14 protein-coding genes are annotated in these 15,037 nt (G+C 63.4%); 9 read left to right on the top strand and 5 right to left on the bottom strand.

Features of this window, described 5'->3' with window-relative positions; translation table 11 throughout:
• Positions 1-272 precede the first annotated feature (272 nt).
• Genes KI612_RS13160 through KI612_RS13175 form a run of 4 tightly spaced genes read left to right on the top strand, consistent with a single transcriptional unit; the run spans position 273 to position 5,986 of the window.
• Positions 273-1,346, top strand: a complete 1,074-nt coding sequence (locus KI612_RS13160; RefSeq protein WP_226440532.1) for an efflux RND transporter periplasmic adaptor subunit — start codon at positions 273-275, stop codon at positions 1,344-1,346.
• A gap of 2 nt (positions 1,347-1,348) precedes the next feature.
• Positions 1,349-4,435, top strand: coding sequence for an efflux RND transporter permease subunit (locus KI612_RS13165; protein ID WP_226440533.1), 3,087 nt, complete (start codon positions 1,349-1,351; stop codon positions 4,433-4,435).
• Entirely contained in the window at positions 4,428-4,730 is a 303-nt protein-coding gene (locus KI612_RS13170; RefSeq protein WP_226440534.1) for a DUF3240 family protein, read from the top strand. Before KI612_RS13165 ends, KI612_RS13170 begins: the two co-directional genes overlap by 8 nt.
• Positions 4,727-5,986, top strand: coding sequence for a TolC family protein (locus tag KI612_RS13175; protein ID WP_226440535.1), 1,260 nt, complete (start codon positions 4,727-4,729; stop codon positions 5,984-5,986). The genes KI612_RS13170 and KI612_RS13175 overlap by 4 nt, the downstream gene beginning before the upstream one ends.
• A 25-nt stretch (positions 5,987-6,011) precedes the next feature.
• Here KI612_RS13175 and KI612_RS13180 read toward each other — a convergent pair whose 3' ends face one another.
• The 4 genes from KI612_RS13180 to KI612_RS13195 form a co-directional block, all read right to left on the bottom strand.
• Positions 6,012-6,209 carry a hypothetical protein gene (locus KI612_RS13180; protein WP_226440536.1) on the bottom strand — a complete coding sequence of 66 codons (198 nt, stop codon included), beginning with the start codon at positions 6,207-6,209 and terminating at the stop codon, positions 6,012-6,014.
• Between the two features lie 9 nt (positions 6,210-6,218).
• Positions 6,219-7,358, bottom strand: a complete 1,140-nt coding sequence (locus tag KI612_RS13185; protein WP_226440537.1) for an NAD(P)/FAD-dependent oxidoreductase — start codon at positions 7,356-7,358, stop codon at positions 6,219-6,221.
• Between the two features lie 200 nt (positions 7,359-7,558).
• Positions 7,559-8,167 carry a cytochrome b/b6 domain-containing protein gene (locus KI612_RS13190; protein WP_226440538.1) on the bottom strand — a complete coding sequence of 203 codons (609 nt, stop codon included), beginning with the start codon at positions 8,165-8,167 and terminating at the stop codon, positions 7,559-7,561.
• Positions 8,160-9,803, bottom strand: coding sequence for a tetrathionate reductase family octaheme c-type cytochrome (locus KI612_RS13195; RefSeq protein ID WP_226440539.1), 1,644 nt, complete (start codon positions 9,801-9,803; stop codon positions 8,160-8,162). The genes KI612_RS13190 and KI612_RS13195 overlap by 8 nt, the downstream gene beginning before the upstream one ends.
• A gap of 229 nt (positions 9,804-10,032) precedes the next feature.
• Here KI612_RS13195 and KI612_RS13200 point away from each other — a divergent pair, with 229 nt between their 5' ends.
• From KI612_RS13200 to KI612_RS13220, 5 genes are read left to right on the top strand one after another with little or no spacing between them, the layout of a single operon-like run.
• Complete coding sequence (locus KI612_RS13200) at positions 10,033-10,437, top strand: DUF1924 domain-containing protein (protein ID WP_226440540.1); 405 nt, start codon at positions 10,033-10,035, stop codon at positions 10,435-10,437.
• Position 10,438: 1 nt separating this feature from the next.
• Complete coding sequence (locus KI612_RS13205; RefSeq protein ID WP_226440541.1) at positions 10,439-10,903, top strand: diheme cytochrome c; 465 nt, start codon at positions 10,439-10,441, stop codon at positions 10,901-10,903.
• Positions 10,904-10,906: 3 nt separating this feature from the next.
• Complete coding sequence (locus KI612_RS13210; RefSeq protein ID WP_226440542.1) at positions 10,907-11,512, top strand: cytochrome b/b6 domain-containing protein; 606 nt, start codon at positions 10,907-10,909, stop codon at positions 11,510-11,512.
• 12 nt (positions 11,513-11,524) lie between these two features.
• Complete coding sequence (locus tag KI612_RS13215) at positions 11,525-12,181, top strand: response regulator (RefSeq protein ID WP_226440543.1); 657 nt, start codon at positions 11,525-11,527, stop codon at positions 12,179-12,181.
• A complete protein-coding gene (locus KI612_RS13220; RefSeq protein WP_226440544.1) occupies positions 12,178-13,518 on the top strand; it encodes an ATP-binding protein in 1,341 nt (446 codons plus the stop codon). The genes KI612_RS13215 and KI612_RS13220 overlap by 4 nt, the downstream gene beginning before the upstream one ends.
• Positions 13,519-13,580: 62 nt before the next feature.
• Here the strand turns inward: KI612_RS13220 and KI612_RS13225 are convergent, their stop codons facing one another.
• Positions 13,581-14,882, bottom strand: coding sequence for an OmpP1/FadL family transporter (locus tag KI612_RS13225; protein ID WP_226440545.1), 1,302 nt, complete (start codon positions 14,880-14,882; stop codon positions 13,581-13,583).
• Between the last annotated feature and the right edge of the window lie 155 nt (positions 14,883-15,037).

Here is a 15,037-nt window from a genome sequence, read left to right on the forward strand (position 1 = left end):
GCGCTTCTCCTTTTGGTCTTATCTTGCGTTCTTGGAATAAAACGAACGTTTGAATTATAGAGCGAGCGCTTTACCGGTCAACTGTTTTTTTGCACTGTTTTTCAAACCCGTCGCTGCCCAAGCCCGAACCCGCACAAAAAAAGCTGCCACCTCCAGACCGGAGGGACAATGATCGGAAAGTGATTAGCCGAAACAACCCGGTTTCCCCTACTGTTAAGGCAGGCTTAATCCTGCCTGCCTAGACTTGCGAAAAACCACTATCGGACGGGCTCATGGCTATCCTTCATCGTTTGCTGGCAATCACCTTCTGCACCGTTGCCCCGCTCGGCTGGGCCGGCGAAACCCTGCAACTGCAGGCCGCCCAGGTCAAGGCACTGGGTATCGAAACCGTCGTCGCAGGCAGCCCCCGGAGCGGCCGCAACGGCGCCCTGCCGGCTCGCGTGCTGGTGCCGACCGAGCAGATGCGCGTCGTCTCCGCCCCGGTCGCCGGCCTGGTCGAGATGCTTGCCGTCGCGCCCGGTTCGACCGTAAAACGCGGCCAGGTGGTCGCCCATCTGGCCAGCCCGCAGGCGCTCGAACTGCAACGCGACGCCCTGCAATCAGGCAGCGCCGCCGCGCTGCAACAACAGAATCTGAAGCGCGACGAACAATTGTTCGCCGAAGGCCTGATCGCCGAATCCCGCCTGCAGGCAACGCGCAGCGCCGCCGCCCAGGCCGAGGCACAGGCCAGCGAACGCCGTCAGGGCCTTGCCCTGGCCGGTGTCGCCGCCGGCAAGCTGGGTGGTCCGCTCGCCTTGACCAGTCCGCTCGACGGCGTCGTGCTCGAACAGAGCGCCCAGCTCGGCCAGCGCGTCGAGGCCTCGACCCCGCTCTACCGCATCGCCAGGCTGTCACCGCTGTGGCTGGAAATCCAGGCACCGCTCGAGGTCGCCGCCGCCCAGAAACTCGGCGCCACCGTCAAGCTGGCCGACAGCCCGATCAGCGGCAAGCTGATCGCCATCGGCCGCGCGGTCGACGCCGCCAGTCAGACGGTTTTGCTGCGTGCCGCGGTGTCGACCGGTGCCGACAAGCTTTACCCCGGCCAGGTCGTCGAAGTTGAAATGAGCACGCCGGCCGGAGAGCAGCAAAGCCTGCCGACTGCCGCGCTGGTGCGCGACCAGGGCAAGACCTTCGCTTTCGTGCAGACCGCCGGCAGCGACCAGGGCTACAGTTTCGAGCCGCGCGTCGTGCGCATCGTCAGCCAGGGCGGCGACAGCGTCGTCGTCGATGGCATCGCCGTCGGCGAGCGCGTCGCGGTCAAGGGCATTTCCGGCCTCAAGGCGATGTTGACCGGCGTCGGCAAATAATCATGCTGGCCGCCCTGATCCGTTTCTCGCTGACCCAGCGCCTGTTGCTGCTAGTCCTCACCGCCATGCTGATCGGCGCCGGCATGCAGGCTTTCATGGGCCTGCCGATCGACGCCTTTCCCGATGTCTCGACGACCCAAGTCAAGATCATCCTGAAGGCGCCGGGCATGACGCCGGAAGAGGTCGAAACCCGCCTCGCCGTGCCGGTCGAGCAGGAAATGCTCGGCATCCCGAACCAGCGCCTGCTGCGCTCGACTTCCAAGTACGCGCTGACCGACATTACCATCGACTTCGAGGACGGCACCGATATCTACTGGGCCCGCCAGCAGGTCGGCGAACGTCTCAATTCGGCGATGGGCAACCTGCCGCCCGGCGTCACCGGCGGCATGGCGCCGATCACCACACCGCTCGGCGAAATGTTCATGTTCACCATCGAAGGCGATCTGTCGCTGTCGGAAAAGCGCGCCCTGCTCGACTGGGTGATCCGGCCGCAACTGCGCACCATTCCCGGCGTCGCCGACGTCAACAGTCTGGGCGGCGAAGTACGCACCTTTGAAATCGTGCCGCAACCGCAAAGCCTGGCCGCGCGTGGCCTGGCCCTGAAAGACCTGCAGGCGGTGCTCGAAGCCAACAACCGCAACGACGGTGCCGGCCGCCTCAATGACGGCGAGGAATCGCTGCTGGTGCGGGCCGAAGGTGCCATTCGCGATGCCGACGACGTGCGCGCCATCGTTTTGCAGAACAAGGATGGCAACATCGTCCGCATTGGCGATGTCGCCGAAGTCCGCCTCGGCGCCCTCACCCGCTACGGCGCAGTGACCAAGGGCGGCAAGGGCGAAGCCGTCGAAGGCCTGGTCCTCGGCCTGCGCGGCGCCAATGCGCAAACCGTGGTGGCCGGCGTCAAGACCAGGCTCGCCGAAATCGCCCCGACCCTGCCGGCCGGCGTGACGATCGAAGCCTTCTACGACCGCAGCAACCTGATCGAGCGTGCCGTCGGCACCGTCGCGAAGGCGCTGTTCGAAGCCATCGTGCTCGTCGTGCTGCTCTTGCTGGCCTTCCTCGGCAACCTGCGCGCCGCCATTGTCGTTGCGCTGATGCTGCCGCTCTCGGCACTCGCCACCTTCATCCTGATGCGCATGGCCGGGCTTTCGGCCAACCTGATGAGCCTGGGCGGTCTCGCCATCGCCATTGGCATGCTGGTCGATGCCGCCGTGGTCGTCGTCGAAAACGTCGAAAGCCAGTTTGCCGAAGCCCGGGACAACCAGCCCACCCTGCACCTGATCTTCCGCGCCGCACGCGAAGTTGCCGCGCCGGTGACTTCGGGCATCGTCATCATCATCATCGTCTTCCTGCCGCTGCTGACGCTGCAGGGTCTGGAAGGCAAGATGTTCGGGCCGGTCGCGCTGACCATCGTCTTCGCGCTCGCTTCGTCGCTGCTGCTGTCGCTGACCGTAGTCCCGGTGCTGGCCTCCTACCTGATCAAGCGCGGCGTGCAGCACGAACCCTGGCTGGTCAAGAAGCTGGCCGCGCTTTACGACCGCGTTCTCGATGCCGCACTGGCCAACAGCCGGACCTTCATCCTCGGCGCAACCATCGCCCTGGCTGCCGCCGCCGGCGCCTTCCTGCTGCTCGGCAAAAGCTTCATGCCGACCATGGACGAAGGCGACATGATCATGCAGCTGGAAAAGCTGCCCTCGATCGGCCTGGACCAGACGCTGGAGATCGACAGCCGCGTGCAGCGGGCCATCCTGGCGAAGATCCCGGAAGTGAAGGACATCGTCGCCCGCGCCGGCTCCGACGAGCTCGGCCTTGACCCGATGGGCCTGAACCAGACCGACACCTTCATGGTGCTGCAGCCGCGCGACACCTGGCGCGTGCCCGACCCGGCCTGGCTGGCCGACCAGATGCGCGCCGTGATGGAGGACTTCCCGGGCATCGGTTTCTCCTTCACGCAGCCGATCGACATGCGTGTCTCGGAAATGCTGACCGGCGTGCGCGGCGACCTGGCGATCAAGATTTACGGTACGGATCTGCCCACCCTCAACCAGCTGGCGGTCGACATCGAAAATACGGTAAAAAAGGTGCCGGGTGCCGAAGACACCTTCACGCTCAAGAACGACGGCGTGCAGTATCTCAAGATCGCCGTCGACCGCCTGGCGGCCGGCCGCTTCGGCCTCAACGTCGATGACATCCAGAACGACCTCAAGGCCCTGCTCGAAGGCAGGAATGTCGGCACCGTGATCGAACAGGGACGGCGCACGCCGGTGATCCTGCGCGGCCCGGAAACGCTGCGTGGCTCGGCCGCCGACTTTTCCGCCCTCAGGTTGAGTCTACCGGCTGGCGGCAGCGTGCCGCTCGCCGCGATCGCCAAGATCGAGCGCATCGACGGCCCGGTCAAGGTCGACCGCGAAAACGCGCAGCGCTACGTCGTCGTCCAGTCCAATGTCCGCGACCGCGATCTGGTCGGCTTCGTCGACGAAGCCAAGGCCGCCGTCATCAGCCAGGTCAAGCTGCCGCAGGGCTACCGCATCGCCTGGGGCGGCCAGTTCGAGAACCAGCAGCGCGCCGCGGCACGCCTGATGATCGTCGTGCCGCTCGCCCTGCTGCTGATTTTCTTCCTGCTTTTCTCGACCTTCGGCTCGGTGCGCCAGGCCCTGCTGGTCTTGTCCAACATCCCGTTCGCGATGATCGGCGGCATCTTCGGCCTGCTCATTGCCGGCGAATACCTGTCGGTACCGGCCTCGGTCGGCTTCATCGCCCTGCTCGGCATCGCGGTGCTCAACGGCGTCGTGATGGTGACCTACTTCAACCAGTTGCTGGCGCGCGGCCTGTCGGTCGCCGAAGTCGTCGTCGAGGGGGCCAAGCGTCGCCTGCGCCCGGTCATGATGACGGCCAGCATCGCCGCCTTCGGCCTGGTGCCTATGCTGTTCGCGAACGGCCCCGGCTCGGAAGTGCAGCGCCCGCTCGCCATCGTGGTTATCGGCGGTTTGCTGACGTCGACCGCCCTGACCCTCGTCCTGCTGCCCATCCTGTTCCGCCGCTTCGGCGTGGCGCGGAAGGTCAATCTCCCGGAGAACACGCATGGCTGATGTCCTGCTCACCCTGATCATGCCCGACAACGTCGCCCAGCACGTCGAGGACCTGCTGCTCGCGCGCCCCGACCTGGTCCCCGGCTTCACAGTCAATGCAGCCGAAGGCCACGGCGCGCTGATCCCGCTCGTTGAAGATGCCGAACTGGTGGCCGGGCACGCGCCGCGCACCGTCATTCGTACGGTCGGCCCGGAAGCCGCGAAGCGTGAAGTCCTTACCCTGATCAAGCAAAACATGCCGAACGCCAACATCTTCTTCTGGCTGGTACCGGTCATCGATATGGGACGCCTGTGAAAAAACTCATTCCGCTCCTGCTCGCCGGCTTCGGCCACTGCGCCCAGGCCCTCGAAGCCACGCCCAACCTGCCGCCGGCCGAAATCGTCGCGCAGGTCCTGCGCGCCAACCCGGGTGTCCAGGCCGCGGGTTCCAACGTGCGCGCCGAAGAAGCCAACCGCACGCGCCTCGAAGCCGGGCAATACGAATGGAGCCTACGGCTCGGCGGGCAACAGCGCAAGACCAATCCGGCGAGCGGCCCGAACGAGCGCTACAACGAATGGAATGCCGCCATCGAACGGCCGCTGCGCCTGCCCGGCAAGGGCACGCTCGACAGCCAGCTCGGTGCCGCCGGGGTCAGCGTTGCCGCAACCATGCACGGCGATGCACTGCACGAAACCAGCCGCGCCCTGCTTGCCGCCTGGTTTGTCTGGCTGCGGGAAAATGCCGCCGCCGCGCAGTGGACCGAACAGGTCGCCCTGTTGCAAAAACAGGCGGCCGCCGTCAGCCGCCGCCAGCAACTGGGCGATGCCGCGCATCTGGAAACCATTCAGAGCGAAGCCGCCCTCGCCCAGGCCGAGGCGCAACAGACCATGGCCAAGGTGCGCCAGCAGCGCGCCGCGGAAGACCTGCGCCGCCGCTTCCCCGGCCTGCCGCTCAACGTCCCGGCCAGTATCGCCGAACCGCAGCCGGTCAGCGGCAGCCAGAACGAATGGGTCGAAGCCATTCTCGAACACAGCCATGAACTCGGCGTCGCCCGCGGCGAAGCGCAGAAGGCGACCATCGTCGCCGGTCGCGCCGGGCGTGATCGCCTGCCCGACCCGCTGGTCGGCATCCAGTTCTCGCGCGAACGCGCCGGTGAGGAAAGCGTGCTCGGCGCCTATGTCAGCATCCCGCTGCCCGGTACGGCGCGCCGCGCCACGGCCGATGCCGCCCTGGCCCAGGCCGATGCCGCCGGCAGCCGCGAAGCCGCCGCAACGCAAAGGATAGCCGCCGAAGCCGCCGGCCTCTACCAGTCGGCCAGCGCCGCGCTCGCCACCTGGCAGGCCGGACAAGGCGCCGGCGAACGCCTGAGTCGCGCCGCCGAAATGACGGCGCGTGCCTACCAGCTCGGCGAAGGCACACTCAACGATCTGCTCACCGCCCGCCGCATGGCGAACGAAGCGCAACTGGCGGCCCGCCTGCTGCAGCTTGATGCGCTGGAACTGCGCTACCGGCTGTTGCTCGATGCACACCGGCTATGGGTGCTCGACGAGGAAAAACACCCCGGCGATTAGGTCGACCGTCTGGCGGGGCAAGTGCTCAGTGCTTGTCTTCGCCAGCCGGCGACTGCCCCGTTGCGCGCGCCTGCTTCTCGCGCAAGCGCCGGTTCTTCTCTTCGTTGCCGGCGAAAACGTAGCGCCCGGCCAGTTCGCAGCCTTTCATGCCGGGATCGCAAACCAGATTATTGACCTTGGTGCACAAACCCTTGATTTCGTGTGGACAGCCCCAGGAAGACATGCTTTCTCCTTATTTGAAGGTGCGCAGGTAATGCATCTCGAAATAGCGCTTGGCCCAGTGAAGCAGGCGCGAGGCGGGGAGCATGAAACTGCGCCGCGGATCGCGATAGACCAGCATGCCGCTGTTCACGCTATCGACGATGCAGATCAGTTCAGGCCGCGGACGCGCCACCGGCGCCTTGCCCTGCAGGACGAGCAGGAGATTTTCCGCCGCCGCCTTCGCTTGCAGGTCGGCCATGTGCGCCTGTTTCGGCAGCCAGTCCGGGCCGGGATAACTGCCTGCATCGCCGGCGACAAAAACCTTGCGGCAGGCCGTCACGGCGCAGAATTCGTCGGCCGGGAAAAAGCCGCCGGCCGAGAGTTCGATGCCGCTCTCGGCGGCCCATAGCGGCCCGGTCAGGCCGGGCATGAAGAGGATCAGCTCGGCCGGCAGGCTGGCCGTTTCGGTATCGACCGAGTGGTCGGTGAAACGCAGGATCTTTTCGCCGAGATGGGTTTCGATGCCGCGCCGCGCCATTTCGGCGAGAAGATTCCGGACGGCCTTTTCGCCAAGGCGCTTGCCGGGTTCGGCGGCAGCATTGAAGAAGGTGAGCCGGAACTTGTCGCGTCGGCCCTGCTGGCGCAACATCGTATCGACGCCGAACAGCAGTTCGAACATCGGCCCGCCGCGCATCGCCGAAGGCTCCTGCGGATTGCCGCCGAAACCGAAGGCGATGTTGCCGCCGCTCATGTTGTCCAGGCGATCGCGGATGCGTTCGGCCGCAGCCACGCCTTCGCACAGGGTCAACGCATGTTCTATGCCCGGCATGCCCTTGAGGAAACGACCGCCGGTCGCAATGATCAGGGCGTCGTTGGCGACTTCGCCATGGTCGGTAATGACCGTCCGGCCGCCATCCTTGAGACCGGTGACGGTGCAGGCGCAGTGATTGATACGGTATTTCTGCAGGAAACTCTGCAGCGGGATGACCAGGTCGCTGCCCTTGCGGATGCCAGGCGGCACCCAGATCAGGCTGGGCAGATAGACAAATTCGGCGCGCGGGGCGATCAGCGAGATCATCGCCTTGGGCGCCCGCCGGCGCAGTTCGCGCGCCGCGCTGAGCGCGGCAAAGCCGGCACCGAGTATGACGATACGGGAATTTCCGTTGGGCATTGGATTTTCTTTAAGGACGGATACGCGCCCCCCCTCCCGGGAAGGGCACGCAAAGTCAGGCAGTATCAAGATACATGCCATCCTGAATCCCCGGCCGGACGGCCGGATTCGCCGGCGGCTGCACGGCTGGCGTGCCACGCCTGTCACTTCAGGACAAAAATGGCGAAGCCACGCTCCGCCATTTTTGTCCGCATGCCGCCTCAGTGTTCCTCGGCATCCTCCCAGCCGGTGATCATCGCCTTGATGTGGGCGAAGACGGTATGGCCGGTCGTGGTCAGATAGACGTGGATGAAGAAGAAGGCGGTGATCATGAAGGCGCCGATGGTGTGGGCGATGGCTACCGCTTCCAGCGACAGGTAGCGGTCGACACCGAGCGCCGCCCAGTTTCCGTAAAACAGGTAGAGCAGCCCGGAGCCCCAGATCAGCGGCGAAATGAAGGCGAGCAGCGCCAGGTAGGCGAGGCGCTGCAGCGGGTTGTGCTTCTGCTGCACGGTTTTCTGGAAGGGATGCGGCGCCCCGACAAAAATACCGAAGACGTAGTACTTGATCATCGCCAGCACATTCTTGAGCGATGGCAGGTACTGGCGCCATTCGCCGGTGGTGAATTGCCAGAAAATGGTGAAGGCCCACAGCACGAGCAAGCTCCAGGCGGCGACGGTATGCAGCTGGACCGCCTTCTGGAAACCGAGCAGGTCATAAGTGCCATGCACCTCGAAGCCGGAGATCATCATCACAATGATCAGCAAGGCCTGCGACCAGTGCCAGAAGCGCTCATAGCGCTTGTAGATATAGATGCGTTCCTTAGTCATGGCGGCCTCCTTGGCGACGGCGGGTGACGAAGCGCACGATGCCGTGCGTCAGGCCGACGACGATGGCGGCGGCAACGGCGAGCCAGCCCAGCGTATCAACCAGCGCATTGCGATCACGGCCGGGCAGGTAAATATCGGTGATTTCGGCGAGTCGACCGTCGGCGGCACGCGTGTGGCATTCCTGGCAGGGCACGGCCTTTTCCTTGGGCGCAACCATGTGGGTGATGAACCAGTTCATCTGCGTTTCGATGAAACCGAACTTGCCGCTGTAGGGCAGGCCGGCGTAGTCCATCCCCGCCTTGATCGACTTGGCGTAGTCGTAATTTTTCCAGAGCGCCGTGTCGTCATCGCCGAAGACGTGATTGACCACCAGCGTCTTGTTTTCGGTGTCGTAGGCCTGCTTGCCACGCATGACCTTGAACGGCCAGATGCGCGCGTTCGGGTCGGCGGCCGAGCCTTCGACGCGATTCAGTTCGAGCACCTTGCTGTCGTCGATCTTGTCGGTGATGCTGACCGGATGGACGATGCCGTTGTACCACTTGTACACCGGCCGGACGTTCTCGCCGTACTTGAAGTCGCCCTTGGCTGCCGAATACGACAGATGGCCGTGCTCGTCCTTGACGAACAGCGGCTTGCCGTCGGCATCCATCTTGCCGGCCGTGGACCAGTCCCACCACATCTTGGTGGCAATGCCGCCGCGCGCGAACTCGGGAATATGGCAGGTCTGGCAGGCCACCTTGCTGGTGTGGTTATTGATCTTGGCTTCCTTGTGCGGCACCGGACCGTGACAGGACTCGCAGGTCGCGCGATTGTGGTCGTCCTTGGGCAGGTCGAGGCCATGCGTGTCCTTGGCGGTCGCTGCGTAACGACTGCCCGAGGGCTGATGCGCGTTGAAGGTGTGGCAATCGGCGCAAACCAGATTGGCGCCGTCCTTGGCCATGTGCACGTCGAGGGCGCGCGGCGGATTCTTCAGCGAAGAATCGAGGTCGCCGTGCTTGACCGCATCGCCGCCCCCGCCGTTGAAATGGCAGGCACCGCAATTGGCATTACCCGGCTTGCCGACATGCTGGGCAATTTTCGTCAGGTCGGGCGCCTTGAATTGCTTCTTGCCCGGCGGGCCTTCCATGGGCTCGAACTCGCGGTCCGCGTACAAGGGATGGCCGGCGTCGGTGCCGAATTTCTTGTAGGTGCCGGTCTTGTCGTGACAGGCCAGGCAGTCGACGTTGTCCTGATTGGTGAAATCGAAGTTCTTGTCGCTCCAGCCATAGCCGGCATGGCAACTGGTGCAGCGCGCCTCGTTGGAAATCGGCGAGCCGCAGAAATTGTTGGCCGTCCATTTTTTGCCAACCTTCTTGCCGGTCGTCGGACTGCTCGCTTCCCAGGTCCAGTGAATGCTTTTCATGACCTGGTGTCCGGCCATGTTATGGCATGACAAACAGGCCTTGGTGACTTCCGGCCCCGTTTTGAACGGCCCCTTCAGTGCATCCAGCTTGCTGTGATCGGTCGTCGATCGTGACGCTTCCGCCCCCGCGGACGCAGTCGGTGAAGCTTGTTGCGCCGCCGCTCCTGTCGCTTGCGCGAACAAGGCGAACGCCAAAAGCCCCGAGCCGACCAGTATGCGCACATGGTTTCTCATGGTGTCTCCTTCTTGTATCGGTCCTCGACCACTGCGATCGAATGCCTCAGCCCCGCTAGCTGCCCCCAGATTATAAGCAAATAATTAAATACTGTTACAAAAGACATAAGTAAATCGCGACAAAGCTGACCAGAAACAGGCTTTAAGCCCGCCTTAAGTTTCACCTAATCGCGCCTTAAGACTCGGGCCGCAGACTCCTTTCCCTGCAACTAGAAAAGGAGAACAACAAATGAAAACCCTTTCTGCCCTCTGCCTGCTGCTTACCAGCCTGGCTGCCCAAGCCGAAACCCCGCAGCAGATCCGCCAGGCCTACTGCGCTGAAGCGGCCGGCCAGCAAGCCGGCTTTACGGCTTCGGCCAAACGTGGTGAAGCCTTCTTCCGCCAGCGTTTCAACCAGAACGACAAGATGCCGGCATGCACCAGCTGCCATACCGACCAACCGGTCAACGCCGGTCAGCATGCGATAACCGGCAAGACCATCCGGCCGCTCGCCGTGTCCGCCAATGCCGAACGTTTCAGCGATCCGGCCAAGGTTGAGAAGTGGTTCGGCCGCAACTGCAAGGAAGTCGTCGGACGCGCCTGCACGCCGGGCGAAAAGGCCGATTTCGTTGCCTACATGAGCGAGGTGCGCTGAGATGAAACGCCTTTGCCTGATCACGCTAGTCGCCGTCGCGCTGCCCGCCTTCGCCGACCGCCTGCCCTTGCCGGCCGACACCCCGGCCAGCTTCAGGACGGAATGCGGCAGCTGCCACCTCGCCTATCCGCCCGCCCTGCTCGGTGCCGCCGACTGGCGCCGGGTCATGGCGACACTGGACAAGCACTTCACCAGCGACGCAACGGTCGACGCCCGCCAGAAGCAGGAAATCAGCGCCTTCCTGGAGAAGCATGCCGGCAAGTCCGGCACTGCGCCGAGCCTTGCCGGCGAACCGCCGCGCATCAGCAAGACGGCCCGTTTCGTGCGCAAGCATGACGAGATCCCGACCCGCTTCTGGCGCGACCCGCGCATCAAATCGGCCGCCAATTGCGAGGCCTGCCACACGCATGCCGCCGCTGGCCGCTTCAGCGAGCACGACATCGCCATTCCGGAACTGCGGGAGTAGAACATGCAAAAGATCCTCGTCTGGGACTGGCCGGTCCGCATCGGTCACTGGCTGATGGCCATTGCCTTCGCTGTCGCCTGGCTGACCGCCGAAAGCGAAACCTTCCGCCTCGTTCATGTCTTTGCCGGCGCCACCGTGTTTGCCGTCGCCGCCTTCCGCCTGCCCTGGGGCTTCATCGGCACGCGCCATGCCCGCTTTGCCGAATTCGTGCGCGGCCCACGCGCCGTCAAGGACTACATGAACGGCCTGCGCAAGCTCGACCCCGCCCACCATGTCGGCCATAACCCGGCCGGCGGCTGGGCCATTGTACTGCTGCTCAGCCTCGGGCTGCTGACCAGCCTGGCCGGCTGGGCGACCTATAACGAACTGGGCGGCGACCTGTTCGAAGAACTGCACGAGGGCCTGGCCACCGCCATGCTGATCGTCGTCTTCGTGCATCTGGCCGGCGTCGTGTCCGGCAGTTTCCTGCATGGCGAAAACCTGGTCCGGGCGATGTTGACCGGTAAAAAGGAAGGTCGGCCCGACGCTGCGATCCGTTCCGCCCGTCCGCTTGCCGCCGTCGTCCTGCTCGCCTGGATCCTGCTCGCCGGCTGGTGGATGGCTAGCTGATAGAATCCGGCCATGCGCATATTGCTCGTTGAAGACGATCCCCAACTCGGCGACGGCCTGACCGTCGGCCTGCGCCAGGCCGGCTTTGCGGTCGACTGGCTGCGCGACGGCAATTCCGCCGATGCCGCATTGCAGACTGAAATTTTCGATTTCGTCGTGCTCGACCTAGGCCTGCCCAAGCTGTCCGGCATGGAAGTCCTGAGCCGCGCCCGCAGCCGCGGCCTGGGCGTGCCCATCCTCATCCTGACGGCGCGTGACGCGACCGGCGACAAGGTCTCCGGGCTCGACGCCGGCGCCGACGACTACCTCGTCAAGCCGATCGACCTCGACGAACTGACCGCCCGCATCCGCGCCCTGACCCGGCGCAGCGCCGGCCGCGCCGCCCCGCTGCTGCTCCACGGCGAACTGGCGCTCGATCCGGCGGCACACAGCGTGACGCTGGCCGGCCAGCCGGTCGAACTGTCCAGCCGCGAATTCTCGCTGCTCCAGATGCTGCTCGAAAGTGCCGGCCGCGTCCTCACCCGCAGCCAGCTCGAACAGTCGATGTACGGCTGGCGCGACGAACCGGACAGCAACGCGCTCGAAGTCCATATTCACCACCTGCGCAAGAAGCTGGGCAGTGATCTGATCCGCACCCTGCGCGGTGTCGGCTACACAATCCCGAAATGAGCACCGTCTGGTTCTCGCTGCGCCGGCGCCTGCTCGCCCTGCTGCTCGGTGGCGTTGCCGCCGCCTGGCTGGTGACCATGGTGTTCAGCTACATCGACGCACACCACGAAGTCGATGAACTGTTCGACGCCCAGCTGGCCCAGGCGGCACAAACCCTGCTCGCTCTTGCCGCGCACGATCGCGACCACGACATCGAGGATTTCGGCGAAGCCGCGCACAAATACCAGCGGCGGCTACGCTTCCAGATCTGGCGCGCCGACGGCAAGCTGATGATGCGTTCCAACAACGCCCCGGAAACCGCGCTGACCGCCACTTCCGGCTTTTCCGAAACGCATGACGATGACGGCCACTGGCGCCACTTCAGCCGCTGGAACAACGAACGTACGCTACAGGTCCAGGTCAGCGAGAACCACCACATTCGCGACGAACTGATCGGCCACATCGCCTGGCGCCTGCTCTTTCCCGCCCTCTTCGGCCTGCCGCTGATCGGACTCTGGGTCTGGCTCGCCACCCGGCAAGGCCTGACCCCGCTGCGCGACATCGCCAGCCAGATTGCCAGCCGCGCCCCGCAACAATTGCAGGCGCTGTCGCCAGGATCGGCCCCGGAAGAAATCCGGCCCATGCTGGAAGCCCTGAACAGCCTGTTCCGCCGCGTCGAAACAGCACTTGAAACCGAACGCCGCTTCACCGCCGATGCCGCACACGAACTGCGCACGCCGCTCGCCGCCCTGCAGGCGCAATTGCAGGTCGCCATGCGGGCGCGCGACGACGCCGAACGCGACCGCTCATTGCGGCAATTGCAAAGCGGTCTCACGCGCGCCTCGCACCTCGTCGACCAGATGCTGCAACTGGCCCGCCTCGATCCGGAATCCGGCCTGCCTAACGCCCAGACGGTCGACCTCGCGGAAATCACCGAATCCGTCTGCGCCGAACTCGGCATCCTCATCCTCGACAAGAATCTCGATTTCGATTTCACCAGCGAGCCGGGCTGCACGGTAAGCGGCCAGGGCGAATGGCTGCGCGTGCTGATCCGCAACCTCGTCGACAACGCCATCCGCTACACGCCAGTCGGCGGCCGCGTCCGGGTCAGCATCGGCCGCGCGGCCGGCAGTTGCCGGCTCGAAGTCACCGACAGCGGCCCGGGCATCCCGGCAGCTGAACGGGCTGCGGTCCTGCGCCCCTTCCATCGCCTCAACGAAAGCGAACAACCGGGCAGCGGTCTGGGCCTGGCCATCGTGACGCGCATCGCCGAACTGCACGGCGCCCATCTCGAACTGGCGGATTCCCCCATCCCGCCAGGCCTGAGCGCCAGCATTGTCTGGCCGGTAGTGTCGTAAAAAAGCGCACAAAAAAAGCCCCGAACCAGCCGGGGCAAATTTGACGCAGGGATGTTTCCGGATCAGAAGCTCATCGAGTACTGGGCACCGATGATCCAGGCGGTTGCTTTGTACGAGCCGGTAACGCGGCCACGCCCATCTGAGAATTGGTCATTATCGATTTTGGAATCTTGAACAAAGAGACGGGTTACACCGAGATCAAGCGTCGAATCCTTAGTCGCTTTCCATTGGGCACCCAACGACAACCACCAGCGATTATTGTCAGGCAGGGAAACCAGACGCGTATTTTCCCCCTTGACCGGGGTCTGATCGTAGGCAACACCAAATTTCAGCTTCAGCGCATCGTTATAACGATAGTTGCTACCGAGGGCAACGCGCCAAGTATCGCGAAATTTGGTATGTAGAGTCTGAGCAGGCAACCCCTCAGTGGATAATGGCGAGCCGACACCTTTTGTTTCAGTATTGATTACGGCTACCTCTTGAATGCTGCTCCAGCCAGTCCAGGAGAGATCTCCCAGCAGTTCAACCTGATCATTAAGTGCATGCGTCAAGCTCAAAATGAACGTATCCGGCAGTTCCAACGAAGCCTTGGCCCCCCGATCAGTTGTCGATCCTGCTAATTGCGCCACCGGGCCTTCAAACTTGATGTCCCCCTTGAGATCGTATTTCATCGTTGAGCGATAGGAGACACCCAACTTGGTTTTGGGGGTCAGCTTGAATAACGCACCAATATTCCAACCCCAGGCATCGTCATCCAGCTTGAGCAGCATTTTTGTCGCTGCATGATTCGCGCTAAGAACAGCCACTTGTCGATGATAATCAGCCTGAATAGTCTGCCAATTCAAACCAAAACCCAGCGATACGGACTCATTGACGCGCCAGGCAATACTCGGATTGACGTTGATGGTCTTGATATCGAACATCAGGGACTGTGCCCCCCCCTTCCAGGGATTATCAAACTCGGTTTTCAGGCCAAACGGAGCGCCGACACCCAGACCGATGTACCAATCCTTGTTGAGCGCCCACGAAGCGTAAGCATTCGGGAGATAACCCCAGCCCCCGCCATCGCCGCCATTGCCAGCCGTTGCAAGCGCACCGACGTTCGAACCATTGTCGGTGAATTTATAGCTTGTATTGATTGCCGTCAGACCACCGGAAATTTCCCGGTCCTTCAACTCGGTCATACCTGCCGGGTTGTAGAAAATCGTGCTGGCGTTTTCAGCAACCGCAGCCGAACCGGCATAGGCATTGCCCAGACCGCTGGCGTTCTGTTCCAGCAACTGGAAGCCCGAAGCGCTGGCCGTGCCCGAGAAGGCAACGGCGATCAGGGCCGGAATCAGGCGCGGGGTGATCATTTTGTTCATTGGTTTGTCTCCTGTTTTGTTTATATCCGGACTGAACATCCGGTACTGCTGTTGCATTAAAACTCAAACAAACGTTTGAAATACCGTTTGATCGAAAATATTTTTTAGCCTTGTTGCAAACAAACAACACTCATTCTCAACAACCTGAAGATTTT

This window comes from Quatrionicoccus australiensis (genome assembly GCF_020510525.1).
GTDB lineage: Bacteria > Pseudomonadota > Gammaproteobacteria > Burkholderiales > Rhodocyclaceae > Azonexus > Azonexus australiensis_B.

Excerpts from the sequence above, each read along its gene's own strand:
- KI612_RS13160 (WP_226440532.1), top strand. The coding sequence starts at position 273 with ATGGCTATCCTTCATCGTTTGCTGGCAATCACCTTCTGCACCGTTGCC.
- KI612_RS13165 (WP_226440533.1), top strand. The coding sequence starts at position 1,349 with ATGCTGGCCGCCCTGATCCGTTTCTCGCTGACCCAGCGCCTGTTGCTG.
- KI612_RS13170 (WP_226440534.1), top strand. The coding sequence starts at position 4,428 with ATGGCTGATGTCCTGCTCACCCTGATCATGCCCGACAACGTCGCCCAG.
- KI612_RS13180 (WP_226440536.1), bottom strand. The coding sequence starts at position 6,209 with ATGTCTTCCTGGGGCTGTCCACACGAAATCAAGGGTTTGTGCACCAAG.
- KI612_RS13185 (WP_226440537.1), bottom strand. The coding sequence starts at position 7,358 with ATGCCCAACGGAAATTCCCGTATCGTCATACTCGGTGCCGGCTTTGCC.
- KI612_RS13190 (WP_226440538.1), bottom strand. The coding sequence starts at position 8,167 with ATGACTAAGGAACGCATCTATATCTACAAGCGCTATGAGCGCTTCTGG.
- KI612_RS13195 (WP_226440539.1), bottom strand. The coding sequence starts at position 9,803 with ATGAGAAACCATGTGCGCATACTGGTCGGCTCGGGGCTTTTGGCGTTC.
- KI612_RS13200 (WP_226440540.1), top strand. The coding sequence starts at position 10,033 with ATGAAAACCCTTTCTGCCCTCTGCCTGCTGCTTACCAGCCTGGCTGCC.
- KI612_RS13205 (WP_226440541.1), top strand. The coding sequence starts at position 10,439 with ATGAAACGCCTTTGCCTGATCACGCTAGTCGCCGTCGCGCTGCCCGCC.
- KI612_RS13210 (WP_226440542.1), top strand. The coding sequence starts at position 10,907 with ATGCAAAAGATCCTCGTCTGGGACTGGCCGGTCCGCATCGGTCACTGG.
- KI612_RS13215 (WP_226440543.1), top strand. The coding sequence starts at position 11,525 with ATGCGCATATTGCTCGTTGAAGACGATCCCCAACTCGGCGACGGCCTG.
- KI612_RS13220 (WP_226440544.1), top strand. The coding sequence starts at position 12,178 with ATGAGCACCGTCTGGTTCTCGCTGCGCCGGCGCCTGCTCGCCCTGCTG.
- KI612_RS13225 (WP_226440545.1), bottom strand. The coding sequence starts at position 14,882 with ATGAACAAAATGATCACCCCGCGCCTGATTCCGGCCCTGATCGCCGTT.